We start from the raw sequence: 26,150 nt of genomic DNA on the forward strand, positions 1-26,150 counted from the left end.
GAACGGCTCGGCCCCCTCCCGTGGAAGGCGGTCGCGGGTCAGCGACCGTTCAGCACCGAGAAATCGGGCTGGCCGTCGGGTCCCATGGGGAGCGGACGGCCATCGGGGAACGTCGGCCAGGGCAGCAGACCCTGCGCGTTCGGCTGCGGCGCGACCGGGGCGGCCGGCGGGGCGGGCGGCGCCGGGAGCGCTCCGGGCTGGCCCGCGAACGGCTGCGGCTGCGCCTGCATCGCCTGCTGAGCCTGGGCGGCCGCGTAGGCCTCGGCCTGGGCGGCGCGCGCCACGCGCGCCGCTTCGCGGTCGCCCGCCGAGTAGGACCAGCGGAGCAGCAGCGTGATGGCGAGGCCGAGCGCGGTGAGGATCAGGGTCGCGACCGCGATCTTCCAGTACAGCTCGGGCACGACCACGCCGAAGGAATCGATCGCGATCGGCGCGGTGAAGAGGATGCCCGAGAGCACGGCGAACACGCTCGTGATGAAGGCGAAGCGGTTGAGCGTCTCGGGGCGTCCGCGCCCGAGGCCCAGCAGCAGCTGGCAGCAGCCGAGCACCGCGCGCGTGACGCCGATGACCACGACCGACTTCCAGAAGATGTCCCAGACGAGCCAGTAGCGGTCGTAGTCCGAGATCCAGATGACGATGAGGAGCAGCCCGAGGATGTACGCGTTGGCGATGAGCGCGACGGGCGCGTACCAGTCGGACTTCAGGTCGCGTCGGGTGTCGAGCGCGGTGAGGCCCACGAACACCGCGAAGAGCACGAAGGTCGAGAACACGCGCTCGAACCGGCCCTCGAAGTCGCCGATGAAGAGCAGCCCGATGGAGGCGACCGACAGCACGGCGAGCAGGATGATGCTGACCTTCAGGAAGGTCGACAGCTTGCGGGCGGGGCGTCCGGCGGCCTGACCGTGCGGAACGGCCGCGTGCGCTTCTGCGGTCGGCTGGGGCGCTTGCGGCGCCTGGCCGTTGGGCTGGTTCTGCGGAGTGGGGGTGCTCATGCCCCCAGTCTCCCCCGAGATGCATGCGAGCGCCAACATGCGAGTGCTCCGGGCCGCGTAGACTGGGATCGGCCTCCGGCTCGCCGAGCCGCCCGGTCCTCCGCGCCCGGGCCCCGCCATCGACCCTTCGGAGCACACGAGCGTGACCGACACCACCGCAGCCTCGATCCCCGCGCCCGACACCGTCGCGGACGCGATCGCGACCCCCGACAAGGAGCAGCCGTTCGAGGCGCTCGGGCTCAAGGCCGACGAGTACGAGCAGATCCGCAAGATCCTCGGCCGCCGCCCCACCTCGGGCGAGCTCGCCATGTACTCGGTCATGTGGTCCGAGCACTGCTCCTACAAGTCCTCGAAGATCTATCTGCGCCAGTTCGGCAAGAAGGTCAACGACAAGATGAAGGAGCGCCTGCTCGTCGGCATGGGCGAGAACGCCGGCGTCATCGACATCGGCGAGGGCTGGGCCGTCACCTTCAAGGTCGAGAGCCACAACCACCCCTCCTACATCGAGCCGTTCCAGGGCGCCGCGACCGGCGTCGGCGGCATCATCCGCGACATCATCTCGATGGGCGCGCGCCCCGTCGCCGTCATGGATCAGCTCCGCTTCGGCGCCATCGACGATCCCGACACCGCCCGCGTCGTGCACGGCGTCGTCTCGGGCATCTCGTCCTACGCGAACTGCCTCGGGCTCCCGAACCTCGGCGGCGAGACCGTCTTCGACGGCGTCTACCAGGCCAACCCGCTCGTCAACGCACTCGGTGTGGGCGTGCTCCGCCACGAGGACCTGCACCTCGCGAACGCGTCGGGCACGGGCAACAAGGTCGTGCTGTTCGGCGCCCGCACGGGCGGCGACGGCATCGGCGGCGCCTCGATCCTCGCGTCCGACAGCTTCAGCGAGGGCGGCCCCACCAAGCGCCCCGCCGTCCAGGTCGGCGACCCCTTCGCCGAGAAGGTGCTCATCGAGTGCTGCCTCGAGCTGTTCCGCGGCGAACTCGTCGAGGGCATCCAGGATCTCGGCGCGGCCGGCATCTCCTGCGCCACCTCGGAGCTCGCGGCCAACGGCGACGGCGGCATGTTCATCGAGCTCGACAGCGTGCTGCTGCGCGATCCCTCGCTCACCGCTGAAGAGATCCTCATGTCGGAGAGCCAGGAGCGCATGATGGCGGTCGTGCACCCCGACAAGCTCGACGCGTTCCTCGAGGTCACGAAGAAGTGGGACGTCGAGACGAGCGTGCTCGGCGAGGTCACCGACACCGGCCGCCTCGTCATCAACTGGCGCGGCGAGGAGATCGTCAACGTGGATCCCTCGACCGTCGCGGTCGACGGCCCCGTCTACGAGCGCCCCGTCGCCTACCCGAGCTGGATCGACGCGCTGCAGGCCGACTCGGTCAACGCGGCGGGCCTCGCGCGCTCGGCCGCGGGCGACGATCTGCGCGCCCAGATGGTCGCGATCGCCGGATCCCCCAACCAGGCCTCGGTCGACTGGATCACCAACCAGTACGACAAGTACGTGCTCGGCAACACCGCGCTCTCGTTCCCCGACGGCGCCGGCATGATCCGCGTCGACGAGGAGAGCGGCCTCGGCGTCGCCATCGCGACCGACGCGAACGGCCGCTACTGCCAGCTCGACCCCTACGTGGGATCGCAGCTCGCCCTCGCCGAGGCGTACCGCAATGTCGCCACCTCGGGCGCCGTGCCCACGGCCGTCACCGACTGCCTGAACTTCGGCAGCCCCGAGAACCCCGAGGTCATGTGGCAGTTCTCGCGCTCGGTCGAGGGCCTGTCGGACGCGTGCCTCGCGCTCGAGGTCCCCGTCACCGGCGGCAACGTCTCGCTCTACAACCAGACGGGCGACACCCCGATCCACCCGACCCCCGTGGTCGGCGTGCTCGGCATCATCGACGACGTCGCCCGCCGCATCCCGAGCGGCTGGCAGGATCAGGGCGAGCACCTCTACCTGCTCGGCACCACCCGCGACGAGCTCGACGGCTCGGCCTGGGCCGAGACCGTGCACCAGCACCTCGGCGGCCGTCCGCCGGTCGCGGTGCTCGACGACGAGCGAGCCCTCGCCGAGCTGCTGCACGCGGCGGCCCAGGGCGGCCTGTTGTCGGCCGCGGTCGATCTGTCCGAGGGCGGCCTGGCCCAGGCGCTCACCGACGGCGCGCTGCGCTTCGGTGTCGGTGCCCGCGTCTGGATCGACGAGATCGTCTCGCGCGACGGCGTCGACGCGACCGCGGCGCTCTTCTCGGAGTCGCAGGCACGCGTGCTCGTCGCCGTGCCGCACGAGGAGGAGGTCAAGTTCCGCGGGCTCTGCGAGGGCCGCGGCTTCCCCGTGCTCCGCATCGGCGTGACCGATCGCGCGGGCGACGAGGCCTCGATCGAGGTCCAGGACCGCTTCGAGCTGCCGCTCGCCGAGCTGCGCGCCGCATCGCAGGCGACGCTGCCCGAGCGCTTCGGGCCGGTCGTCGGCGAGTAACCGCTGCACATCAGCGAAAGGGCGCCGGCACGGGATTCCGTGCCGGCGCCCTTTCGCGTGCGCGGGGTGGGTACGCCGGGCCGTGCCGGATTCGCGGACGTGACCGGTTGCTCGAGGTCGCACCCGGCGTCGAGGAACGGTTCCAGTGTCGAGGAACGGGGAAACTTCTGCGGTTTCAGCCCCGTTCTCGGCAGTCGCACCGCCTCTCGACAGGAACACCGCCCCTCGGCAGGAACACCGCCCCTCGGCAGGAACACCGCCCCTCGGCAGACGTACCGCGCATCGACGGGCGCACCGGCCCTCGGGCCGAAACCGGCCCCGCGCTACCCGCGCATCGCGACGCCGCGACGCCAGTAGCCCATGAAGGCGACCCGGGAGCGGTCGACGCCGCACTCGCGCACCAGGTGCCGGCGCAGCGTCGTCACGACGCCGCTCTCGCCCGCGATCCAGTAGCGGCACTCGCGCGCCCGCAGGATCCGGGCGTCGAAGGAGCGCACGCACTCCGCGCAGGATCCGATGATGCAGGCCTGCGAGGTGGGCGAGTGCGTCGGCCGGTACCCGGCCTCCTCGAGGTTCGAGTAGGTGGGCGTCTCCCACACGGGTGCCTCGGTATCGGCGTCGGCGCCGGCACCGGCCGGCCCGTCGAGCCCCACGTGCGCGAGCAGCGCGGGGATCAGCGCTGCACCGTGCGCGTCGTCGCCACGCAGGAGCCAGCGCACCTCGACGCCGGCGGGCGCCGCGATCGGCAGCCGGTCCTCGGCGTGCGGGACCTCGATCCAGGCCGTTCCGACGGTGCCCGGCGCGACGTCCTCGAGGATCCGGGCGATGGCCGGCGCGGCCGTCTCGTCGCCCGCGAGCAGCACGGGCCCGTCGACCGCGTCGTCGAACTCGATCCCGCCCCAGTCGGGCCCGCCGCGTCGCGGCCCGACGAGCAGGAGCTCGTCCCCCGGCTTCGCCGCGGCCGCCCAGGAGGATGCGGGACCGGTCGCACCGGGCTGCAGGTGCAGCACGAAATCGACGACGACCCGGGTGCCGCCCGGCTCCACCCGAAGCTCCCGGATCGAGTAGGTCCGCATCGAACCGCGCTCGTCCTCGGGCAGGTCGAGCCATCCGCGGTACCAGTCGTCGGTCTCCGAGAGATCGGGAACGCGACCGCTCGCGCCCGGGAAGATCAGTTTGATGCGCTGATCCAGCACGCGCCCCGGGGTGCCGAAGGCCTCGAGCTCGGCGCCCGTGAAGGTGATCCGGGCGAAGGTAGGCGAGACGAGGTCGATCCGATCCACCGCGGCCCGCGCGATCACGAACCCGGGCGGCTCGGGCACCTCGGCTCGCATGGTCTCGGAGGTCTCGCACCAGGTGGACTCAGCGGACATGATGCCTCCCGATGGGCGAGACGATGGGAGCTCCCGACACGGGGTCGGCGAGCACGTGGCTTTCGAGCCCGAACACCTCGCGCACGAGGTCGGGCGTGACGATCTCGGCGGGCGCTCCGGCCGCGTGGACTCCGCCGTCGCTCATCGCGACGAGCAGGTCGGAATAGCGGGCGGCGAGCCCCAGATCGTGCAGCACCATGACGATCGTGGTGCCGCGCCTGCGGTTGAGGTCGGCGAGCAGATCGAGCACCTCGATCTGGTGGGCGACGTCAAGGAACGTGGTGGGCTCGTCGAGCAGCAGGATGTCGGTCTGCTGCGCGAGCGCCATCGCGATCCACACCCGCTGCCGCTGTCCGCCCGACAGCTCGTCGACCGCGCGGTCGGCGAGCTCGGTGGTGCCGGTGGCGTCGAGCGCCTCGGCGACGGCCTCGGTGTCGGCGGCACTCCAGCGCGCGAGCGCGCCCTGGTGCGGGTGGCGTCCGCGGCCGACGAGGTCGGAGACCGTGATCCCCTCGGGCGCGATGGGGCTCTGCGGCAGCAGGCCGAGCAGTCGCGCCAGCTCCTTCGAAGGGCGCCGGTGGATCTCGGTCCCGTCGAGCAGCACGGATCCCGAACGGGGTTTCAGCAGGCGCGCGAAGGCACGGAGCAGCGTCGATTTGCCGCTGCCGTTCGCGCCCACGATCGAGGTGATCCGGCCGGGCTCGATCTCGAGGTCGAGCCCGTCGAGGATCACGCGGTCGTCGTAGCCGAGGCGCAGCCCTTCGGCGGCGAGGCGGTGGTCGATGGTCACAGGGAGCCTCCTGAGCGGTTCATCCTGATGAGCAGGAGGACGAGGTAGGGCGCGCCGAGGACACCCGTGACGACGCCGACGGGGTATCGGTTGTCGAACAGGTTCTGTCCGATGAGGTCGGCACCGAGCACGAGACACGCCCCGACGAGCCCGGCGGGGACGGTGAGGCGGGACCCCGGCCCCACGAGTCGGGCCGCGATGGGGCCGGCCATGAATGCGACGAAGGCGATGGGCCCGCTGCCGGCCGTGGCGAAGGCGAGCAGCCCGACGGCGGCGATGACCGCGAGGATCCGCACACGCCCCACGCGCACGCCGAGCGCGATCGCCGCATCGTCGCCGAGGCGCAGCAGGTCGAGCCCGCGTCCGTTCGCGAGCAGCAGCGGGGCGCAGACGAGGACGGCGCCGGCGAGCGGCAGGATCTTCTCCCAGCTCGCTCCGTTGAGGCTGCCGGTCATCCACTGCATCGCCGTCTGCAGGTCCCACTCCCCGGCCTTCGAGATGAGGTAGGAGATGGCGCTCTGCAGCAGCGCGGCGACGCCGATCCCGATGAGGACGAGGCGCATGGTCGAGAAGCCGCGCTTCTGCGCGAGCAGGGCGATGACGAGGGTCGTGAGGATCGCGCCGACGAGGGCGAACGCCGAGAGCACGAGCCCGCTCACCGAGAGCACGACGATCCCGAACACCGCGGCGGCGCTCGCGCCCGCGCTGATCCCGATGATGTCGGGCGACGCGAGCGGGTTGCGCAGCATGGTCTGGAAGGTCACGCCGGCCGCGCCGAACGCGAAGCCGGCGAGCAGCCCGAGGGTCGCGCGCGGCAGGCGGAGCTCGCCGACGGTGAAGGAGACGCCGGGCACGGTCTCCCCGGCGAGCACGCGGAGCACCTCGCCCGGGGTCGCCCAGGCATCGCCGATCATGAGCGTGAACGCATTCAGCGCGAACGCGAGCAGCGCCAGCGTCGCCGATACCGCGACGCGACGCCCGCGACGGGTGCGGCGCCCGCGACTGATAGCGACTGCGGCCGCGACGGTTCCGACGCTCATCGTGCGCGCCCGCTTCCGCTCATGCCGCGCCCCGTGGCACCGCGACGCACGATCCAGATGAACACCGGCGCTCCGATCACGGCGGTGACGATGCCGACCTCGACCTCCGCGGGGCGGGCGATGAGCCGCCCGACCACATCGGAGGCGACGAGCAGTGCCGACCCGGCGATCGCGCTCGCCGGCAGCAGCCACCGGTGGTCCGACCCGAAGAGCAGACGGCAGAGGTGCGGTACGACGAGCCCGACGAAGCCGATGGGACCGGCGACCGCGGTCGCCGCGCCGCACAGGATCACGGAGCCCAGCCCCGCCAGCAGGCGGGTGCGGAGCACGTTGATGCCGAGACCGGTCGCGAGTTCGTCGCCGAGCGCGAGCCCGTTCATACCCCGCGCGGTCGCGAAGCAGATCAGCGCCCCGACGACGAGGCCGGGGGCGACCAGCGCGATGCGTCCCCAGTCGGCGCCTCCGACGCCGCCGATCTGCCAGAAGCGGAACTGCGCCATCACATCCACGCGCGGCAGCAGGATCGCGCTGACGAGCGAGAGCAGCGCGGCCGAGGTCGCCGCCCCGGCGAGCGCGAGCTTGAGCGGAGTCGCGCCCCCGCCGCCGAGCGAGCCCACGGCGTAGACGAAGACCGCGGCGACCGCGGCACCGGCCATCGCGATGAACAGGGTGCTGACTGGCGCGGAGAGGCCGAAGAAGGCGAGCCCGATCACCACGGCGAGCGAGGCTCCTCCCGAGATGCCGAGGAGCCCGGGGTCCGCGAGCGGGTTGCGGGTGACGGCCTGCATGGCGGTACCCGCGATCGCGAGCGCCGCCCCGACGAGCAGCGCGAGCACGGTGCGCGGGATCCGGGCCGCGATCGCGGCCTCGGACACCGTCGCGGTGCGTCCGCTCAGGGCCGCGAGGATGTCGTCGAGGGAGACGCCTCGCACGCCGAACGCGAGCGACGCTGCGCTCAGCAGCACGAGGAGCGCGAGGCCGGCGAGGATCCAGGTCAGGCGCAGCGGCAGGCGCCCGGCGGCACGAGGATCCGCTGCCGTCGCCCGGGCCACGTCCGTCGACGCGGCGGTCGGAGCGGGCACGGATCCCCCGCGAGCGCCGCGCGTGGGCGCCGTTCCCGCTCCTTCTCCACTTACGGCGACGGACACTCTCCCGCTCACTTCTCGAGCGGCGCGGCGAGCGTGTCGAAGTAGCGGTCGATGCCCCAGCCGATCGACAGCGGCGAGGGGTTCGCCGAGGCCGCGAGCGGGGTCTGGTCCGGCAGCACCGCGATGCGGCCGGCCTTGATCGCGGGGATCTTGGAGAGCAGCGGGTCCGCCTGCAGACGCTTCACCAGTTCGCCCTTGGTATCGCCGTTGAGCACGACGAGGTCGACGTCGGAGAACCGGTCGGCGGCCTCTGAGCTGACGGTCACGTAGAACTGCTCGGTCTTCTTCGACTCCTCGGTGACGACCTTCGGGACGGGGATGCCCAGGTCGCTGAGGAACCCGGGGCGCGTGTCGTGCGAGGTGTAGAAGCCGACCTTGCTGAAGTCCTTGGGGTCGATGTACGCCATGAGCACCTTCGCGGTCTTCAGCTTCGGGTGCTTCGCGAGCGCCGCCTCGGTCTTCCGATCGAGCTCGGTGATGAGCGCATCGCCCTCGGCCTTCTTGCCGATCGCCTCGGAGTTCATGCGGATCATGTCCGACAGGCTCGTTCCCCACGGGACGCCGGGTTCGGCCACCACCGGCGCGATCTTCGACAGCGTCTCGTACTCCTCCTTCGTCAGGCCCGAGTAGGAGGCGAGGATCACATCCGGCTTCGTCGCGGCGACGGCCTCGAAGTCGATCCCGTCGGTCTCGTCGAACAGCGTCGGGGTCTTGGCGCCGAGCTGCGTCAGCTGGTCCTCGACCCAGGGCAGCACCCCGTTGCCGTCGTCGTCGCCCCAGGCCGCCTTGCTCATGCCCACGGGCACGACACCGAGCGCGAGCGGCACCTCGTGGTTCATCCACGCCACCGACGCGACCCGCTTCGGCTGCTGCTCGATGGTCGTCTTGCCGAAGGCGTGCTCGATCGTGACCGGGAAGCCGTTCTTCGCGCTCGCGCCGTCGGCGGAGCCGGATCCCTCCGAAGCACCGCCCGGTGCCGAACATGCGGTGGCGGTCAGGGCGATGAGGGCGGCCGCAGCCAGGCCGAGGATGCGAGTGCGTCGCACGGGGGTGTCCTTTCGTCGGAACGCGCGCCGATCGCGGTGCGCGGGTGCCCGGGTGGGCGTCGGGTCGTTCTGGGAGGGGCTACTGCAGCGGCGCCGAGAGCGCGTCGAAGTAGCGATCGACGCCCCAGCCGATCGAGAGCGGGGAGGGCGAGGCCGAGACGGCCAGCGGCGAGGCATCGGGCAGGATCGCGACGTGCCCATTCGCCACGGCGGGGATCTTGTTCAGCAGCGGATCCGCCTGCATGCGCTTCAGCAGGTCCGGGGTCCCGGCCGAGACGATCAGGTCGACGTCCGAGAAGCGGTCGGCGGCTTCGGCGCTGACCGTTGCGAAGAAGGCATCGGTCTTCTTCGATTCCTCGGTCACGATCGCCGGCTCGGGCAATCCGAGCTCCTTCAGGAACCGGGGCCGCGTGTCGTGCGAGGTGTAGATCGTGACCTGGCTGAGGTTCTTGGGGTCGATGTTCGCGATCAGCACCTTCGCGTTCGCGAGCTTCGGGTGCTTCGCGAGCGAGGCCGCGGACTCCTCGTGCAGGCGCTTCAGCAGCGCCTCCCCCTCGGCCTTCTTACCGATCGCCTCGGAGTCCATGCGCACGAGGTCGTCGAGACTGGTGCCCCACGCGGTGTGCGGGTAGGCCACGACCGGAGCGATCTTGGAGAGGGTCCGGTAGTCCTCCTTCGTGATCCCGGAGTACGCCGCGAGGATCACGTCGGGCTTCGTCGCCGCGACGGCCTCGAAGTCCACGCCGTCGGTCTCGTCATAGAGCTTCGGCGTCTGCGCCTTCAGCTCGGCGAGCTTGTCCTCGACCCAGGGCATCATGCCGTTGCCGTTGTCGTCGCCCCAGGTGATCTTCGCCATGCCGACCGGCGCGATGCCGAGCGCCAGCGGCACCTCCTGGCTGGTCCAGCCGACGGTCGCGATGCGCTTCGGCTGCTGTTCGATGGTGGTTTTGCCGAACGCGTGCTCGATGGTGACGGGGAACGCACCCGTCGCGTCGTTCCCGGATCCCGATCCGCCGGCGTCGCCGGATCCCGACGGACCCGCCGAAGAGCAGGCGGAGATCGAGACGGCCGCGATGACGGCTGCGGCGAGGCCGAGGAGGCGACGAGTGCGCACGAGGGTCCTTTCCAGGGCCCGACCGGCGCGCGGTGGACCCGCTTCGTCGAAGGTGCGAAGTTAGCCTACCCTTAACTACATCAGATGTGTATCGGATCGGTCAGAAACCGTTTCGTTCCAGACAGGGGCTCCCTCCCCCACGGGCTCTCAACGTGTCGGGGATTTGTGGACACGGGCACTCTGGGGGGACACTGTCATGCACCCACCCGACAACGACGTCCGAAGGACTCACACGCATGACTTCGATGCCGCAGCAGCTTCTGCGCCGCAAGCCGATCCCACGCGAAGGGGACGAGACGCACGGCCCCAAACTCTCGCGCAGCATCGGCCTGTTCTCACTCACCATGATCGGCGTCGGCGGCACCGTCGGAACCGGTATCTTCTTCATCCTGTCCGAGGCCGTCCCCACCGCCGGGCCCGCGGTCATCATCTCCTTCCTCATCGCAGGCGTCGTCGCCGGCCTCACCGCCCTCTGCTACGCGGAGCTCGCCGGCAGCGTCCCGGTCTCGGGATCTTCCTACTCCTACGCGTACACGACCCTCGGCGAGATGCCCGCAATGGGCGTCGCCGCCTGTCTGCTGCTCGAGTACGGCGTCTCGACGGCCGCGGTCGCGGTCGGCTGGTCGCAGTACGTGAACCAGCTGTTCCACAATCTCTTCGGCTTCGAACTCCCCGCCGCGCTCTCCAACGCGCCCGAGGAAGGCGGGATCATCAACCTGCCCGCCGTGATCCTCATCGCGCTCTGCGCCCTGCTGCTGATCCGCGGGACGAAGGAATCGGTCATCACCAACACGATCATGGTGGTCATCAAGCTCGTCGTGCTCGTCTTCTTCGCGGCCATCGCATTCACCGGCTGGAACGCCGACCACTTCGCGAACTTCGCACCCTTCGGCTTCGCCGGCATCATGTCCGGCGCCGGCATCATCTTCTTCTCCTTCGTGGGCCTCGACGCCGTCTCGACAGCCGGCGAGGAGGCGAAGAACCCGAAGCGGAACCTGCCGCTCGCGCTGATCTTCGCTCTCGTCATCGTCACCGCGATCTACGTGCTCGTCGCCATGGCCGGCCTCGGTGCCCAGGCCCCCGAGCAGTTCAAGGACCAGAGCGCCGGACTCTCCGCGATCATCGAGAACCTCGTCGGCGCGTCCTGGCCGGGCACCCTCGTCGCCGCGGGCGCCGTGATCTCGATCTTCAGCGTCACCCTCGTGGTGCTCTACGGCCAGACCCGAATCCTCTTCGCCATGTCGAAGGACGGGATGATGCCGAAGGTGTTCCAGAAGGTCAACCCGCGCACCATGACCCCGATCCCCAACACGATCATCGTCGCGATCGCGACCGGCATCCTCGCGGGCGTCATCCCGATCAACTTCCTCGCCGAGATGACGAGCATCGGTACGCTCGCCGCGTTCATCGTCGTCTCGCTCGGCGTCATCATCCTGCGGCGACGCGAACCCGACCTGGAGCGCGGTTTCAAGGTTCCCGGCGGCTACGTGATCCCCGTCTTGTCGATCCTCGGCTGCCTCTGGATCATCACGAACCTGCAGCTGATCACGATCGCGGTGTTCGCGGTCTGGACCGCGCTCTTCCTCCTCTACTACTTCTTCTACGCTCGCAAGCGCTCGGTGCTCGCGCAGCCCGGCCCGAACTCCCAGGAGGTCGCATCGTGACCATCGTCGTCGGTATCGCCCCCGGCCACAGCTCCAGCTCGGCCGTGCACCTCGGCGCGCTCCTCGCGCGCAGCATGAAGCTCGAGCTCGTCATCGCCGCGGTCACCGCGACGGGCTGGCCGCTCGCGTTCAGCCGCGGCGACCAGGACTACCAGGACCGTCTCGTCGAGCAGGCGGAGGCCACCCTCGCCGAGGCGCTGAAGCAGGTCCCGGCGGACGTGTCCGCCCGCACGATGGTGCATCAGGATCCGTCCTCGGTGCGCCAGGGTCTCATCGATATCGTCGAGGCGGTCGGCGGGCAGCGGCTCGTCGTCGGGGCGGCGAAGTCGTCGCCGATCGGCCGCATCTCGCTCGGCTCGGTCGACTCCGGCCTCATGCAGACCTCGCCCGTGCCCGTCGCCATCGCGCCGCGCGGCTTCCGGCTGCGCGACGGCCAGGACATCGAGCAGATCACGGCCGCGTACCGCGGCACCGAGGCCGACAGCGATCTGATCCTCGGGGCCGCGACGATCGCCGCCGAGAGCGGCCTTCGCCTGCGCATCGCCTCCTTCGCCGTGCGACCGCGCCGCATGGCGTCGTCCGGCATCGGGCAGGACTACGAGACCGAGGTGTTCGCGGAGTGGCGTCAGACGCTGCTCACCGACGCGAACGCGGCGCTCGAGGCCACCGCGGCCCAGACCGAGCTGCCGAAGGCGGCCGAGGTGGTGCTGGGCGTCGGAGACGACTGGGACGAGGCGATGGCCGCGGTCGAGTGGGGCCAGGGCGATGTGCTCGTTCTCGGCTCGAGCAGCAGCGGCCCGTTCTCGCGGGTCACGCTCGGCTCGCACGCCCGCAAGATCGTGCACCACGCGGTCGTCCCCGTGATCGTGGTGCCGCGCCGCGCCGCCGAGGAGTACGCGGCCGGCGGGGAGTTCTAGCCCTCCGAGGGCGGGACTCCGCCAGCACCGTACGCCAGAGGCCCGGATCGCTCGCCGATCCGGGCCTCTGGCGTGTGTTCGCCGTCGGCGGTGGCGCGGTCAGCGCCGGCGGTTTCGCAGCTGTTCGATGCGGGCGCGTGTCTCTCGGATGCTGGATTCGAGGCGTCGCTGCTCGGCGCGTTCACGCCTGATCGTGCGGAGCCCGTCGGCGAGGATCCAGGTGAAGAGCGCGGTGCCGAGCAGGCAGGCGAGGAGCATGGCGATCGAGAGGAGCAGTTCGCCGCCGTTCGGTCGGTCTGCCGAGTTGCTCGAGTTGCTCGGGTTGCTCGGGTTGCTCATGGCGATTGCAGACACGATCAGCGCCACGGAGAGCGAGAGGAAGGCGAGGACAATCGCGCTGCTCAGCCCGATCCAGAGCCAGCGACCGACGGGGTTCTTCGGCATCCGAGGGTAGGGAACGACCATTCGCGCCCTCCTCTGCTGATCTGGTGCTCCTGCTGTTGCGGCGGGCCACCGTTGCGGCGCTTCCGCCGTTGCGGCTTTCTGTCGCTACCGCGCGAGCAGCTCCTCGACGCGGGTGATGATCTCGCAGTGCAGCTCGTCGACGGGTCGGGAGGCGTCGAGCACGAGGAAACGTCCCGGTTCGGCGGCGGCGAGGTCGAGGAACCCGTTGCGGACCGCGGCGTGGAATGCGGCGGCTTCGGCTTCGAGCCGGTCCGCGGTTCCGCCGCGCGCGGCGCGGCGTTCGGCGGCGAGTTCGGGGCTCGCGTCGAGCAGGATGGTGAGCGCCGGCCACAGCCCGCCGCTGGCCCACTCGCTGATGCGGCGCACGTCGGAGGTGTCGAGCACGCGTCCGGCGCCCTGATAGGCGAGGGAGGAGTCGATGTAGCGATCCTGCACGACGACGATCCCCCGGTCGAGCGCGGGGCGCACGAGCTGGGCGATGTGCTGCGCTCGGTCCGCGGCGTAGAGCAGTGCTTCCGCACGCGGGTCGACCGCTCCCAGCTCGTCGCCGCCGTGCAGGAGGATGCCGCGCACTGCGGAGCCGAGCGGTGTTCCGCCCGGCTCACGCGTGCGCAGCGTTTCGAGCCCGCGTGCTTCGAGCCAGCTCGCGAGCATCTCGGCCTGGGTGGTCTTCCCCGCGCCGTCGCCGCCCTCGAGCGTGATGAACAGTCCGTCCATCACGCTCCGGCGGCGGCCTGCTCGGCGGCCTTCTTCGCGGCTCGGGTCGCCGCGGCCTTCTTCGCAGCTGCGGATCGGGCGGGATCGACCGTCTTCTTCGCGCCGGAAGCCGCTGTGGTCTTCTTCGCGGTGGCGGCCTTCTTGGCCGGAGCCTTCTTTGCGGGCGCCTTCTTTGCCGGGGCCTTTCGCTTTGCTGGGCCCTTGGCTCGCTTGATCGCGAGGAGCTCGACGGCGCGATCGAACGTGATGTCTTCGACGCTGTCGCCGCGCGGGATCGTCGCGTTGGTCTCACCGTCGGTGACGTACGGACCGAAGCGGCCGTCGCGGACCTTGATGGGCTTGCCGCTGACCGGGTCGGCGTCGAACTCCTTCAGTGCGCTGGACGCCTTGCGTGCGCCGTACTTGGGCTGCGCGAACAGCTCCTGAGCTCCGGAGAGGTCGATCGAGAAGATCGCGTCCTCGCTCGGCAGCGTCCGGGTGTCGGTGCCCTTCTTGAGGTAGGGGCCGTATCGCCCGTTCTGCGCGGTGATCTCGGCGTTCGATTCGGGGTCGACGCCGACGACGCGCGGCAGACCGAGCAGGGCGACCGCTGCGTCGAGTTCGATGGTGGCGGGGTCCATACTCTTGAAGAGCGAGGCGGTGCGCGGCTTCTGCCCCTTGGGCAGCTCTTCGCCGTCGTCGAGCAGTTCGGTGACGTAGGGGCCGAAGCGACCGTTCTTCGCCACGATGCGCTTGCCGGTCTGCGGGTGCAGGCCGACCACGCGGTCTTCGGCCGGCTCGGCGTCGGCCAGTTCGTGCGCCTTCGCGGGCGTGAGCTCGTCGGGGGCCATGCCGTCGGGGATGTTGACGCTGCGCGGCTTGAGCGTCCCGTCCTCGCCGACTTCGCTCTTGTCGTCGAAGACTTCGAGGTAGGGGCCGTACTTGCCGTTGCGCAGCGAGATCGAATCGTCGATCTTGATGGTGTTGATGGCTCGCGCGTCGATCTCGCCGAGGTTGTCGACGACGCCGCGCAGGCCGGGGTGCGCATCGCTGCCGAAGTAGAACTCGGTGAGCCAGCTGCTACGGTCGGCTTCGCCGGAGGCGATCCGGTCGAGGTCGTTCTCCATCTCGGCGGTGAAGTCGTAGTCCACGAGCGCCGCGAAGTGCTCCTCGAGCAGGCGGACCACCGAGAAGGCGATCCAGCTCGGCACGAGCGCCTGACCCTTCTTGGCTACATAGCCGCGATCCATGATCGTACTGATGATCGCTGCGTAGGTCGAGGGTCGACCGATGCCGAGTTCTTCGAGCCGCTTGGTGAGGCTGGCCTCGGTGTAGCGCGGCGGCGGGCTGGTCTCGTGGCCCTTGGCCTCGGGTTCGGTCACGCCGAGCGCCTGCGATTCTGCCAGCTGCGGCAGCGCCACGTTCTGCTCGTTGTCACCGCGCTTCTCGTCGCGGCCCTCCTCGTACGCCAGCAGGAAGCCGGGGAAGGTGATGACGGTGCCGCTCGCCGTGAACTCGGTGTCGGTCGCTCGTGCTTCGCCGGGCTCCGACACCTCGACGCCGACGGTCACAGTGTCGGTCGAGCCCTTGGCATCGGCCATCTGGCTGGCGACGGTGCGCTTCCAGATCAGTTCGTAGAGGGCGTACTCCCCCTGGGTGAGCTTGCCCTTCAGTGCGCTGGGACGCTGGAAGGCGTCACCCGCGGGTCGGATGGCCTCGTGCGCCTCCTGGGCACCCTTGGCCTTGCCCGTGTAGACGCGCGGCTTCTCGGGGACCGTCTGCGAGCCGTAGAGCTCCGCGGCCTGAGTGCGCGCGGCGCGGATCGCCTGCCCCGACAGGGACGGCGAATCGGTTCGCATATAGGTGATGTAGCCGTTCTCGTAGAGCGACTGGGCGAACGACATGGTCTGGCGCGAGCTGTAGCGGAGCTTGCGAGAGGCTTCCTGCTGCAGGGTCGAGGTGGTGAACGGTGCGGCCGGGCGACGGGTGTGCGGTTTGGTCTCGACCGAACGGACCCGTGCCGGCGCTCCGGCGGCGAGCGCGGACGCCAGTCGTTCGGCGCGCGCCTGTTCGAGGCCGACGACTCCGGCCTTCGCCGCGCGCGGGGTCAGGGTGCCGTCGTCGGCGAAGTCGCCGCCCGTGGCGAGGCGCTTGCCGTCGACGCGCACGAGTCGTGCGGCGAACGGCGTGGTGTCGTCGGAGCCGGCCTCCGGGGTGAAGGTCGCGGTGATGTCCCAGTACTCGGCGGAGACGAACGCGAGGCGCTCGCGCTCGCGATCGACTACGAGCCGGGTCGCGGCGGACTGCACGCGCCCTGCGGAGAGCTTGGGGGCGACCTTGCGCCAGAGCACGGGCGAGATGTCGTAGCCGTACAGCCGGTCGAGGATGCGGCGGGTCTCCTGAGCATCGACGAGCGCGATGTCGAGGTCGCGCGTGTTCGCCTTGGCCTGCTCGATGGCTTCCTTGGTGATCTCGTGGAACACCATGCGGCGCACGGGAACCTTGGGTTTGAGCACCTCGAGCAGGTGCCAGGCGATCGCCTCTCCCTCGCGGTCCTCATCAGTGGCGAGCCACAGCTCGTCCGCTCCCTTGAGCGCGCGCTTGAGCTCGCTGACCGTCTTCTTCTTGTTGTCGGCGACGACGTAGTACGGGGCGAACCCGTTGTCGACGTCGACGGCGAACTTGCCGAAGGGTCCCTTCTTCAGCTCGCTGGGCAGCTCCGACGGCTCCGCCAGGTCGCGCACGTGCCCGACCGAGGCGATCACTTCGTAGTCATCGCCGAGATATCCGCCGATGGTCTTCGCCTTGGTCGGCGACTCGACGATCACGAGTTTCTTCGCGGCCCCCACGGGCACTCCTTCTTCTGTGGCGTTCGTTCGCACCGTCTCGCGGTGCCGGTTCGCCGGGTGATCCGCGCTTCGCGCGGTTCTGGTCCAGCGCCCGCAAGTGCGCTGCGTATCGTGCGCACCCCTCTTCGGAGTTCCACCGTCGAGAGGTTCCTGCTTCGCAACGATACACAGCCCAGCATTCCGGGTTGCTTCGCGTCATGGTACCGGAGGTCCGCTGAGCAGTTCACGGTGACCCGATATAGAGGTAGGGGTCGAGATCGGGATTCGTGTTGCGAGGAGCGCTCGCCAGCGTGAAGTGCGAGTGGGGTCCGGAGGTGCATCCGCTGCGCCCGGCAGCACCGACGGGTTGGCCCGCCGAGACGGCGGTGCCGACCCCGATGCCCGCTCGCGCGGATGATCCCGCCACGAGATGGTTGTGCGAGCTGTACAACGTGCGCCCGAGGTATTCGTGCCGGATGAGGACGGTCTGGTTCGGACCGTGCCACCAGTCCGGACGGGCCCGGCACTCCGCCGGGATCCCGTGCCCATCGTCGCCGACGCGCACGACGATGCCTCGATAGGGCGCGTACAGCACTCCGGAAGCGTCGACGGCGAGATCGATCGCATGCCCGTCGTGCGACCCCTGGGTGACCGCCCGGACTGCTGAGGGCCACGCCCATCCGTTCGCGCCGATCGGCCCGCTGCCGACCGGGGCCGCAGCGTTCGGCTGCGCACCGGCCCGAGCTCGACCCATGACGGACCCGAACGGTGCGGCGGTCTCGATAACGACCCGGACCTCGAATCCGTCCCGGTCGGTCTCGCATTCCGAGAGCCGGGCGTCGGCGGCTCTCGCCACCTGCTCCGCGGCCGCGCAGGGCTCGCCGTCGAGGAAACCGATGCTCGCGTCCGCTGCGGCGAGCGCGGCCGCGTCCGCCGTGCCGAGCGCACGATGGCCGGCTTCGGCACGCACTGCAGCGGTGATCACCGGTGCCCCGAGGGCGAGCACCGCAGCGACCACGCCCACGGAAACGGGAACGCTCATCGACGGCGCCGGCCGGGGAGCGGACCCGATCGTGCAGCTGAGACCAGGCGCGCGGCCGGGCCCGACCGCGCGGCCGAAGAGAGGCCCGGTTCGTCGACCGAAGCAGCCCCGTGTGCCGGACCCGAAGCGTGCGCCGCCGCGCACGATCGCGCGGAGATCCCGAGGACTGAGAGGATGCCGCTGCCCGGTGCGGCGCGCAGGTTCACGCAGAGCAGTTGCCCGGCGCGTTCTCTCGAGACGTTCGTCCCCCGAGGCAACCGCCGCTCGCGTTCGGCCGCGAGCCCGATGTCGCCGCGGGCTTCGAGACGGGCGAGTTCGGCGGATGCGGACACGAGTTCGATGCGCCGACCGGCGAGCATGATGCCGCCGAGCACCAGCGCGAGCACGGCGAGGATCGCCGGCATCACGACCGCGAACTCCGCGGTGACGCTGCCCCGCTCATCGTGACGAAACGATCCGGCCCGTGTGGCGACGCTCATCCGGCGGACCCCAGGGCCTGCTGCACGAGGTCGACCAGCATCGTACGGACCTCTTCCGATCGGATGACTGCGATGAGCAGCCCGGCGAACGCCACTCCGGCCAGGATCACGACCGCGTATTCGGCGGTCACCGCTCCACGCTCGTCGCGAAGAAGCCCCCTCGCGTCCGGAGCGGCGCGGGTCTCGGCGTGCTCCCCGAGCGTATCGAAGTCGTTCGAGCGCAAGGAGGGGTTCGGTCGATGAGGGCGAGGGATCGGCACGCGGCGCGTACCGTTCTTGTCTGGTGCCCGTCCGGAAGCGGAGGACGCGGGATGGGCAGCGCGGGATCTGATCTCGGATCTGCTTCGGGCGGTGTCGATTCGGTTCGGCATGGGCCTCCTTCTGGTGGAAAGGGTTCGAGGTTCAGCGGGGTGAAGTGGATCAAGTCTCGGCGCGGCGGTGGCTGTTCTCGGGGTTGTGCACAGGGCGGGTGCTACGAAGCCCGCTGTGGAGGGCAGCCGCTCATCGACCGCTCTCGAGCACGCCACCGAGCACGGCGATCAGCACGGGCACGACTCCGAGCAGTACGAAGGCCGGAAGCACGCAGGTCGCCAGCGGGACCAGGATCCGGACGCCGAGCCGCTCCGCGCTGCGTTCCAGGGCGGCGTGCGCCGATTCCCGCCGTTCGACGGCGAAGCGGAGCAGCGCGTCCCCGAATCCGACCCCGGTCTCCGACGCCGATTCGAGGGCCCGGCGCACCCTGCTGCCCCGGCAGAGATCGTCGAACCGCACCCACTCGACTCCGTGCAGGTCGGCGCAGTCGACTGCTCGGCGAACACCCGCGCGCAGGTCGGCTCCTCCGTGCGCAGAAATGCGGAGCAGTTCGAGTTCGAGCCCCGCGACCCGCTCCGCTCCGAGCTCCCGGTCGGCCAATGCTCTCGCCCACACGACTCCGGCCCAGAGCAGTGCCGCCCCCACCGCCGCTGACGCGCCCCCGACCGGACCGAGCAGCACCGGTAGCGGGTCGAAACCCAGGATGATCCCGAGCAGCAGCGAGAGGAGCGGCAGCACCGCGACCAGACGCACGGTTGCGCGGGGACCCGAGAGGAGCACTCCTCGGCGATCCGCGAGCCGACGCAGCCCGTCGAGCGCCTCTGCCAGCCGGGTCAGTGCGTCGGAGAGCGGCGCTCCGCTGAGCCCTGCAGCCTCCCACGCTGCCGCCAGATACCGCCAGTCCGGACCGTTCTCGGCCGCGATCGCCGCCGACGGTCGCCGCCCGAGAGCGATCCGGTCGAAGATACGACCGGCGGCGGTCCCGACTTCTCCGGGATCCGTGTCGGCGAGAACCTCGATCGCGCGAGCGGCCAGCAGACCCCCGCGCAGGAGCACCGCGCACCTGAGCGCGAACTCCCCGGCGGGCCAAGGCACGAAGTCCGCCGGCCGAGGGTCGCCGGCCGAGGTCATCGGAGCGGGCCGATCTCGAGCCGATCACGCGCCAGGACCGGCCTCCCGATCGCTCCGACGCACTGACGGCCGTCGGGCCCGCGCTCGAGATGGACGAACGTGTGGAACGCCGCCACCGCCTGCCGCCCGAGCGCACCGGGGTTCAGACCGGCCAAGGCTCCCAACGCTTCCAACCGCGCCGGAAGATCCCCCAGCCGATTGGCGTGCACTGTTCCGGCGCTCCCGTCGTGGCCGGTGTTGAGCGCAGCGAGCAGCGTCGACACCTCGGCCCCTCGGCACTCGCCCAGCGCGATCCGGTCCGGCCGCATGCGCAGCGATTCCCGCAGCAACCGATCGAGCGACACCGCACCGGAGCCCTCCGCGTTCGGGGTCCGTGCTTCGAGGGCCACCCAGTTCTCCCGCCGGAGCCGCAGTTCGGCGACATCCTCGATGGTGACCACGCGTTCACCCGGAGGAGCCTCATCGAGCAGCGCACCCAGCAGCGTCGTCTTCCCGCTGCCGGTTCCCCCGGAGATCAGAACGTTGCGGCGATCCGGGACGAGCGCGGTCAGTTCGTCGGCGATGCGTCCGGAACAGAGACCCGCCTCGATCAGCCGGTGCAGCTGCGGTTGCGCCGCCGCAGGGAGGCGGATCGAGACCGCGGCTCCGGCCACGCAGATCGGAGGCAGTACGGCGTGCACCCGGACCCCCGCACCGATCGCGACATCGGCGCAGGGATGCAGCTCGTCGAGCTGACGGTTGCCGGCCGACACGAGATCCACCGCGAGCCGCCGCACCCGCTCCGGGCTCGCCCGCCAACCGGGGACGGCCTGCAACGCTCCCGCGCGGTCCACCCAGGCACGACCGGTTCTCCCGGTGACCTGGATCAACAGATCCCGCGCTCCCGGAAGATCGAGGATCGGGAGCAGATCGCCGAAGGCACGGCGAGCGCCGGGAGGGAGACGTGTCGAGAGCTTCGGAGGGTCGAAGTCGGGGCGAGCGGGTTCGGGCATGCGGCCAGTGTGGTCGCGCGCCGGCGCAGAACGATCCGTGTCCACCGACGCTCAGTTGCCGACCCACCGAATCGGTCGCACACGCCGCTTGTGAGGGGAGATTGCCCCGCTCAGCACCGGATTCCCCCGGGAGCGGGAGTTATATATTACGCTGGCGGCAACCGGTCCGAGCAAGGATGCCTGACCGGAAGCGCACAGATTGGGAAGCAGCCGCAATGACTGACCAGCACGGCACCATCGACAGCCACCCGCTCGACACCGAGACCTATCCGCCGAGCGCGGAGTTCGCGGCGCAGGCGAGCCTCAACGACTCGTCGGTCTACTGGCGCGCTGCCGAAGACCCCGAGAACTACTGGGCGCAGGAAGCGCGCAAGCTGCAGTGGAGCCGTCCCTTCACCGAGACGCTCGACTGGAGCAATCCCCCGTTCGCGAAGTGGTTCGCGGACGGCACGCTGAACGTGGCCGCGAACTGCCTCGACCGTCACCTCGCCGCGGGGCTCGGCGACCGGGTCGCGATCCACTTCGAGGGCGAGCCCGGCGATACCCGCACGATCACCTACGCCGAGCTGACGCACGAGGTGAAGCGCGCCGCGAACATGCTGACGAGCCTCGGCGTGAAGCAGGGCGACCGCGTCGCCATCTACATGCCGATGATCCCCGAGGCCATCGTCTCGATGCTGGCGGTCGCCCGCCTCGGAGCGATCCACTCGGTCGTCTTCGGCGGGTTCAGCGCGGAGAGCCTGCGTGCGCGGATCGACGACGCACAGGCGGAGCTCGTGATCACCGCCGACGGCGGCAACCGCAAGGGCCGCGTCTCGGCGCTCAAGCCGACGGTCGACGATGCGCTGGCCCTGCAGAACGGGACCGAGCTCAGCGTGAAGCGGGTGCTCGTCGTGCAGCGCACGGGCAACGACATCTCCATGCAGGAGGGCCGCGATCTGTGGTGGCACGAGGAGATCACCTCGTACGACGGCGAGCACACCGCCCAGGCGTTCCCCGCCGAGAACCCGCTCTTCATCCTCTACACGTCCGGCACCACCGGACGCCCCAAGGGGATCCTGCACACCTCGGGCGGCTACCTCACCCAGGCGTCGAGCACGCACCGCAACGTGTTCGATCTGAAGCCCGAGACCGACGTCTACTGGTGCACCGCCGACATCGGCTGGATCACCGGGCACAGCTACGTGGTCTACGGCCCGCTCGCCAACGGCGCGACCCAGGTCGTCTACGAGGGCACCCCCGAGACCCCGGACTGGGGCCGCTGGTGGCAGATCATCGAGAAGTACGGCGTCACGATCCTCTACACCGCGCCGACCGCCATCCGCGCCTGCATGAAGGTCGGCCGCCAGGTCCCCGAGCAGCACGACCTCTCGAGCATCCGGGTGCTCGGCAGCGTGGGCGAGCCCATCAACCCGGAGGCGTGGCGCTGGTACCGCGACGTGATCGGCGCGGGCACCGCCCCGATCGTCGACACCTGGTGGCAGACCGAGACCGGCGCGATGATGATCTCGCCGCTGCCCGGACTCACCACGCTGAAGCCCGGCAGCGCCCAGGTGCCCCTGCCCGGGATCTCGATCGCGGTCGTCGACGACGAGGGGAACGCGGTGGATCGCGGCCAGGGCGGCCTGCTGGTCGTGCAGCGCCCCTGGCCGAGCATGGTCCGCACCATCTGGGGCGATCCCGATCGCTTCGTCGAGACCTACTGGGAGAAGTTCGGCGATCAGTACTTCGCAGGCGACGGCGCACGTCTCGACGAGGACGGGGACATCTGGCTGCTCGGCCGCGTCGATGACGTCATGAACGTGTCGGGGCACCGCCTCTCGACCACCGAGATCGAATCGGCGCTCGTCGGCCACCACGCGGTCGCGGAGGCCGCCGTGGTCGGTGCGAGCGACGAGACGACCGGCCAGGCCGTGGTCGCGTTCGTGATCCTGAAGAGCCAGCAGCACCTGCTCACACCGGAGGAGGCCGAGCAGGAGCTTCGCGGGCACGTCGCCCAAGCGATCGGCGCCATCGCGCGCCCCCGACAGGTCTTCGTGGTGAACGAGCTGCCCAAGACCCGTTCCGGCAAGATCATGCGACGGCTGCTCCGGGACGCCGCCGAGGGGCGCGAGATCGGCGACACCACGACCCTCGCCGACACCGCGGTGATGCAGACCATCTCGCTCCGGATGCGTTCGGACCAGGGCGCGAAGTAGTCCGCCGGACGCAGAAGGGGCGCGGGATCATCGTGATCCCGCGCCCCTTGCTCGTTCGAGCGAAGCCGCCAGCGGCTACTTCTCGACCTCGAAGGTGAACTCGATCTCGACCGGCGCATCGAGCGGGAGCACCGCTACGCCGACCGCCGAGCGGACGTGGATCCCGATGTCTCCGAACACGCGGCCGAGGAACATCGAGGCTCCGTTGGCGACCGCGGGCTGCCCCGTGAACGAAGGATCGGAAGCCACGAACGCGGTGACCTTGACGACCTGGGTGATCTTGTCGAGCGAACCGAGCACGCCGCGAGCAGCAGCGAGACCGTTCAGCGCGCAGATGCGGGCGAGCTCCTCAGCCTGCTCCGGGGAGACGAGGCCTTCGCCCTCGCCGACCTTGCCGGTCGCCGGCAGCGCACCGTTCACGAAGGGCAGCTGCCCGCTCGTGTGCACGTGGCGTCCCTGCCGCAGTGCGGGGACGTAGGCGGCGACGGGCGCCGCGACCTCGGGGATCTCGTAGCCGAGTTCGCGCAGTCGTTCTTCGATAACCGACATGTGTCAGGCCTTTCTCTTGAGGTACGCGACGTTGCCGCCGGCCGGGCCCTCGATGATCTGCACGAGCTCCCAGCCCTGAGCGCCCCAGTTGTTGAGGATCTGGGCCTCGTTGTGGAGCAGCAGCGGGGTCACGAAATATTCCCAGCGTTGCGGCTCGGCGGGCACGGATGCGTTGTCCATACAGGGCTCCTCGCTCGATCGCAGCGCGCGCAGGAGCGCCGCGCGATCAGGATTGTCAGGCGTGTCGCGTACCCTTGATTGTATGACCCATCAGACCCCATCGTCTTCGCGCGCGAAATCTTCCGGCGTGCGTACGGTGAAGCCGCGGAGCGCGGGTGGCGCGCTCGCCGGCTTCTTCGGAGCCATCGCAATGAGCGTCGTGGCCGGCGTGCTGCTCACCGCAGCCATCACTCCCGTCGTCGCCGTCAGCGGTGCCGCTGCGACCTCGGCGATCAAGATCTTCGAGAATCTGCCGGATCACATCAACCCCGGCGAGCTCGCGCAGCCCTCGACCCTGTACGCGAAGAAGGGCGGCAAGACCGTCCAGCTGGCGACCTTCTACGATCAGGATCGCAAAGAGGTCAAGTGGGACGACATCTCCCAGTACGTGAAGGATGCCGCGGTCGCCGAGGAGGACCCGCGCTTCTATTCGCACGGCGGTGTCGACGTCATCGCGACCAGCCGCGCGATGCTGCAGAACGTCGCCGGGCAGAACCTCTCGGGCGCCTCGACCATCACCATGCAGTACGTGCGCAACGTGCTGATCCAGGAGTCGCAGGCGATCGTCAATGAGAAGGAGCGGGAGGCCGCCTACAAGGAGGCGACCCGCCAGGATGCCGATCGCAAGCTCAAGGAGATGAAGCTCGCGATCAGCATCGAGAAGAAGTACTCGAAGGACGAGATCCTCCTCGGCTACCTCAACATCGCGCTGTTCGGCCGACAGGTCTACGGCATCGAATCGGCCGCGCACTACTACTACGGCAAGACGGCGAAGGACCTCACGCTGTCCGAGGCCGCGAGCCTCGTCGCGATCGTGAACAACCCGGCGCAGCTGCAGATCGACCTGCCGGAGAACGTCGAGCGCAACAAGCAGCGCCGCGACAAGATCCTCGGATCGATGCTCCGCACCGAGAAGATCACCAAGGCCCAGTACGACGAGGCTGTCGCAGCGCCGATCGTTCCGAAGATCACCCCGCGCACGCCGGGCTGCTCGGTCGCCGAGAAGAACTACGGCCTCGGCCACTTCTGCGACTACGTCCAGCGCTACATCCGCACCGACGCGAGCTTCGGCGCGACGGCTGAGGAGCGCATGTTCAAGTTCCGTCGCGGCGGCTACCAGATCATGACCACCATCGACCTCGACCTGCAGAAGGCCGGCCTCGCTGCTATGCACGAGCGCGTTCCGCAGGAACCGGTCGACAGCATCGACGTCGGTGGCGCGAGCTCCTCGGTGCAGGTCGGCACGGGCAAGGTGCTCGCCATGGTGCAGAGCCGCCCGTTCAGCGACGATGGCACCTTCCTCAAGGACCATCCGAACTACACGAGCATCAACTGGAACACCGACTTCGAGTACGGCGGCTCCGGCGGCTTCCAGGTCGGCTCGACGTTCAAGCCGATCACGCTGACCCAGTGGCTCAAGAGCGGCCACTCGGTGAACGACATCGTCAACGTCAACGGCCGCACCGTGCAGCTGCAGTCCTTCCAGGCATCGTGCATGCCCGAGGGCGTCTACGGCTACGGCAACTGGACGTTCTCGAACGACAACACCGGCATCCGCGGCAACCAGTCCGTCAAGACCGCGATCGGCTTCTCGATCAACGGTGGCGTCGCCTCGATGGCGCAGAAGCTCGACCTGTGCGAGATCTTCCAGACCGCGAAGGACCTGGGCATCCACCGCGCATCCGACCTCCCCAAGGATCCGAAGGACCCCAGCAAGCCGTTCATCCAGACGATCGACGGCAGCTTCCGCAGCCTCTCGATGGTGCCCTCGAACACCTTCGGCGGCGTCGACGAGATCGCCCCGATCACCATGGCCTCCGCCTACGCCGCGTTCGCCGGCGGCGGCAAGGTCTGCACGCCCGTGCCGATCGAGTCCATCACGGGCCCCGACGGCAAGCCCGTCGACTTCACCAAGAGCAAGTGCACCAACGCGATCTCCCCCGAGGTCGCCGCGGGCGTCGCCTATACGCTGCAGTACACCGCCGAACAGGGCCTCGCCCGATCCGCAGCATCTCCCGATCAGGGCGTCCCGCACCTGGCGAAGACCGGCACCACCGACGACGTGGTCGACAACTGGACCACCGGCGCCAGCACCACCGTCGCCACCTCCACCTGGGTGGGTAACGTGACCGGCAAGCGCTCCACGCTCGGCTACGGTTTCCAGACCGCCGACTCGCAAGTCTGGCGCGACACGATGCGCGCTGCCGACCTCAAGTACGGCGGCACGGCGTTCCCCGAGCCCTCCAGCTCGGCGCTGCGGGTGACCACGCAGACCGTCCCGGATCTCACCGGTAAGTCGTACGACGAAGCGGTGAAGGCGCTCACCACGGCCGGCTTCACTCCGGTCGACGGCGGCAACACGGATTCCGCAGTGCCCAAGGGCATGGTCGCGAAGACCGACCCGGCCGGCGGCAGCTCGGCACCGGCCGGCGCCGACGTGAAGATCTTCCGCAGTAGCGGGAACCTCGCGAAGGTCCCCGACGGGCTGACCGGACGGACCGGCGCGGACGCTCAGAGCGCACTCGCCGGTGCCGGCTTCACCAAGGTCGTGCTGCAGTGCGACACCGGAAGCGGCAAACCCGACCCGGGCAAGGACACTGTCAAGTCCGTCAGCCCCGGCAGCGGCAAGGAAGCCAAGCAGAGCTCCCAGATCACGCTGACCCTCAGCTGCGAGAACTAGGG

22 protein-coding genes are annotated in these 26,150 nt (G+C 69.8%); 5 read left to right on the forward strand and 17 right to left on the reverse strand.

Annotated features, from left to right (window positions below; all coding sequences use genetic code 11):
- Positions 1 to 38: 38 nt before the first annotated feature.
- Positions 39 to 992 (reverse strand): hypothetical protein, encoded by a 954-nt coding sequence (locus ABD169_RS13390; RefSeq protein ID WP_344032991.1) that lies wholly within the window; start codon positions 990 to 992, stop codon positions 39 to 41.
- Positions 993 to 1,134: 142 nt separating this feature from the next.
- Here ABD169_RS13390 and purL point away from each other — a divergent pair, with 142 nt between their 5' ends.
- A complete protein-coding gene (gene purL, locus ABD169_RS13395; protein WP_344032994.1) occupies positions 1,135 to 3,465 on the forward strand; it encodes a phosphoribosylformylglycinamidine synthase subunit PurL in 2,331 nt (776 codons plus the stop codon).
- Positions 3,466 to 3,788: 323 nt separating this feature from the next.
- Here purL and ABD169_RS13400 read toward each other — a convergent pair whose 3' ends face one another.
- The 6 genes from ABD169_RS13400 to ABD169_RS13425 all read right to left on the reverse strand — a co-directional run bounded on the left by ABD169_RS13400 (position 3,789) and on the right by ABD169_RS13425 (position 9,976).
- Complete coding sequence (locus ABD169_RS13400) at positions 3,789 to 4,838, reverse strand: siderophore-interacting protein (protein WP_344032996.1); 1,050 nt, start codon at positions 4,836 to 4,838, stop codon at positions 3,789 to 3,791.
- Positions 4,828 to 5,628 (reverse strand): ABC transporter ATP-binding protein, encoded by an 801-nt coding sequence (locus ABD169_RS13405; protein ID WP_344032998.1) that lies wholly within the window; start codon positions 5,626 to 5,628, stop codon positions 4,828 to 4,830. Before ABD169_RS13405 ends, ABD169_RS13400 begins: the two co-directional genes overlap by 11 nt.
- A complete protein-coding gene (locus ABD169_RS13410; RefSeq protein WP_344033000.1) occupies positions 5,625 to 6,668 on the reverse strand; it encodes a FecCD family ABC transporter permease in 1,044 nt (347 codons plus the stop codon). The genes ABD169_RS13405 and ABD169_RS13410 overlap by 4 nt, the downstream gene beginning before the upstream one ends.
- The gene (locus tag ABD169_RS13415; protein ID WP_425560973.1) at positions 6,665 to 7,750 is read right to left on the reverse strand and encodes a FecCD family ABC transporter permease; all 1,086 of its coding nucleotides are present in this window, start codon (positions 7,748 to 7,750) and stop codon (positions 6,665 to 6,667) included. The genes ABD169_RS13410 and ABD169_RS13415 overlap by 4 nt, the downstream gene beginning before the upstream one ends.
- Positions 7,751 to 7,824: 74 nt before the next feature.
- Positions 7,825 to 8,862, reverse strand: a complete 1,038-nt coding sequence (locus ABD169_RS13420; protein WP_344033002.1) for an iron-siderophore ABC transporter substrate-binding protein — start codon at positions 8,860 to 8,862, stop codon at positions 7,825 to 7,827.
- A gap of 79 nt (positions 8,863 to 8,941) precedes the next feature.
- Positions 8,942 to 9,976, reverse strand: a complete 1,035-nt coding sequence (locus ABD169_RS13425; protein WP_344033005.1) for an iron-siderophore ABC transporter substrate-binding protein — start codon at positions 9,974 to 9,976, stop codon at positions 8,942 to 8,944.
- Positions 9,977 to 10,212: 236 nt separating this feature from the next.
- On the opposite strand from ABD169_RS13425, the gene ABD169_RS13430 reads away from it, so the two are divergent.
- A complete protein-coding gene (locus ABD169_RS13430; protein WP_344033007.1) occupies positions 10,213 to 11,640 on the forward strand; it encodes an APC family permease in 1,428 nt (475 codons plus the stop codon).
- Positions 11,637 to 12,557: a universal stress protein gene (locus ABD169_RS13435; RefSeq protein WP_046456239.1), complete on the forward strand. Its 921-nt coding sequence runs from the start codon at positions 11,637 to 11,639 to the stop codon at positions 12,555 to 12,557. The genes ABD169_RS13430 and ABD169_RS13435 overlap by 4 nt, the downstream gene beginning before the upstream one ends.
- A gap of 99 nt (positions 12,558 to 12,656) precedes the next feature.
- On the opposite strand, the gene ABD169_RS13440 is transcribed toward ABD169_RS13435, so the two are convergent.
- The 8 genes from ABD169_RS13440 to ABD169_RS13475 all read right to left on the reverse strand — a co-directional run bounded on the left by ABD169_RS13440 (position 12,657) and on the right by ABD169_RS13475 (position 20,502).
- Positions 12,657 to 13,022 (reverse strand): hypothetical protein, encoded by a 366-nt coding sequence (locus ABD169_RS13440; protein ID WP_344033009.1) that lies wholly within the window; start codon positions 13,020 to 13,022, stop codon positions 12,657 to 12,659.
- 84 nt (positions 13,023 to 13,106) lie between these two features.
- Positions 13,107 to 13,739 (reverse strand): dTMP kinase, encoded by a 633-nt coding sequence (gene tmk, locus ABD169_RS13445; protein WP_344033011.1) that lies wholly within the window; start codon positions 13,737 to 13,739, stop codon positions 13,107 to 13,109.
- Positions 13,739 to 16,567, reverse strand: a complete 2,829-nt coding sequence (topA, locus tag ABD169_RS13450) for a type I DNA topoisomerase (protein WP_344033013.1) — start codon at positions 16,565 to 16,567, stop codon at positions 13,739 to 13,741. Before topA ends, tmk begins: the two co-directional genes overlap by 1 nt.
- A 223-nt stretch (positions 16,568 to 16,790) precedes the next feature.
- Entirely contained in the window at positions 16,791 to 17,588 is a 798-nt protein-coding gene (locus tag ABD169_RS13455) for an Rv3654c family TadE-like protein (RefSeq protein WP_344033015.1), read from the reverse strand.
- Positions 17,585 to 18,067: a TadE family type IV pilus minor pilin gene (locus ABD169_RS13460; RefSeq protein ID WP_344033017.1), complete on the reverse strand. Its 483-nt coding sequence runs from the start codon at positions 18,065 to 18,067 to the stop codon at positions 17,585 to 17,587. The genes ABD169_RS13455 and ABD169_RS13460 overlap by 4 nt, the downstream gene beginning before the upstream one ends.
- Positions 18,064 to 18,198: a DUF4244 domain-containing protein gene (locus ABD169_RS16195; protein WP_231580878.1), complete on the reverse strand. Its 135-nt coding sequence runs from the start codon at positions 18,196 to 18,198 to the stop codon at positions 18,064 to 18,066. Before ABD169_RS16195 ends, ABD169_RS13460 begins: the two co-directional genes overlap by 4 nt.
- Before the next feature lie 370 nt (positions 18,199 to 18,568).
- The gene (locus ABD169_RS13470) at positions 18,569 to 19,474 is read right to left on the reverse strand and encodes a type II secretion system F family protein (RefSeq protein WP_344033021.1); all 906 of its coding nucleotides are present in this window, start codon (positions 19,472 to 19,474) and stop codon (positions 18,569 to 18,571) included.
- A 32-nt stretch (positions 19,475 to 19,506) separates the two neighbouring features.
- Positions 19,507 to 20,502 carry a TadA family conjugal transfer-associated ATPase gene (locus ABD169_RS13475; RefSeq protein WP_344033023.1) on the reverse strand — a complete coding sequence of 332 codons (996 nt, stop codon included), beginning with the start codon at positions 20,500 to 20,502 and terminating at the stop codon, positions 19,507 to 19,509.
- Between the two features lie 215 nt (positions 20,503 to 20,717).
- Between ABD169_RS13475 and acs the strand changes: the two genes are divergently transcribed.
- On the forward strand, positions 20,718 to 22,700 hold the full coding sequence (gene acs / locus ABD169_RS13480) for an acetate--CoA ligase (RefSeq protein WP_344033024.1): 1,983 nt from the start codon (positions 20,718 to 20,720) through the stop codon (positions 22,698 to 22,700).
- Positions 22,701 to 22,775: 75 nt separating this feature from the next.
- Here acs and ABD169_RS13485 read toward each other — a convergent pair whose 3' ends face one another.
- Both ABD169_RS13485 and sp36 read right to left on the reverse strand, forming a co-directional pair.
- On the reverse strand, positions 22,776 to 23,249 hold the full coding sequence (locus tag ABD169_RS13485; RefSeq protein ID WP_099723943.1) for a RidA family protein: 474 nt from the start codon (positions 23,247 to 23,249) through the stop codon (positions 22,776 to 22,778).
- A gap of 3 nt (positions 23,250 to 23,252) precedes the next feature.
- Positions 23,253 to 23,429 carry a Sp36 family protein gene (gene sp36, locus ABD169_RS13490; RefSeq protein WP_143469771.1) on the reverse strand — a complete coding sequence of 59 codons (177 nt, stop codon included), beginning with the start codon at positions 23,427 to 23,429 and terminating at the stop codon, positions 23,253 to 23,255.
- A 127-nt stretch (positions 23,430 to 23,556) separates the two neighbouring features.
- Here sp36 and ABD169_RS13495 point away from each other — a divergent pair, with 127 nt between their 5' ends.
- Complete coding sequence (locus tag ABD169_RS13495; RefSeq protein ID WP_344033027.1) at positions 23,557 to 26,148, forward strand: transglycosylase domain-containing protein; 2,592 nt, start codon at positions 23,557 to 23,559, stop codon at positions 26,146 to 26,148.
- The last annotated feature ends 2 nt before the right edge of the window (positions 26,149 to 26,150 follow it).

This window comes from Leucobacter iarius (genome assembly GCF_039530105.1).
Lineage (GTDB): Bacteria > Actinomycetota > Actinomycetes > Actinomycetales > Microbacteriaceae > Leucobacter > Leucobacter iarius.